1 rRNA gene is annotated in these 564 nt (G+C 58.5%); it reads right to left on the reverse strand.

Features of this window, described 5'->3' with window-relative positions:
• Positions 1-564 (reverse strand): 23S ribosomal RNA (locus IE263_RS48090); the annotation flags it as partial.

A 564-nucleotide genomic window follows, 5' to 3' on the forward strand; every position in this document is an offset into this window, starting at 1 on the left:
GGGTACTTTTCACCATTCCCTCACGGTACTATCCGCTATCGGTCACCAGGGAATATTTAGGCTTAGCGGGTGGTCCCGCCAGATTCACACGGGATTTCTCGGGCCCCGTGCTACTTGGGTGTCTCTCAAACGAGCCGCTGACGTTTCGACTACGGGGGTCTTACCCTCTACGCCGGACCTTTCGCATGTCCTTCGTCTACATCAACGGTTTCTGACTCGTCCCACGGCCGGCAGACCGTGGAAGAGAGATCCCACAACCCCGCATGCGCAACCCCTGCCGGGTCTCACACACATACGGTTTGGCCTCATCCAGTTTCGCTCGCCACTACTCCCGGAATCACGGTTGTTTTCTCTTCCTGCGGGTACTGAGATGTTTCACTTCCCCGCGTTCCCTCCACACTGCCTATGTGTTCAGCAGTGGGTGACAGCCCATGACGACTGCCGGGTTTCCCCATTCGGAAACCCCCGGATCAAAGCCTGGTTGACGACTCCCCGGGGACTATCGCGGCCTCCCACGTCCTTCATCGGTTCCTGGTGCCAAGGCATCCACCGTGCGCCCTTAAA

Source organism: Streptomyces aurantiogriseus (assembly GCF_014649375.1).
GTDB lineage: Bacteria > Actinomycetota > Actinomycetes > Streptomycetales > Streptomycetaceae > Streptomyces > Streptomyces aurantiogriseus.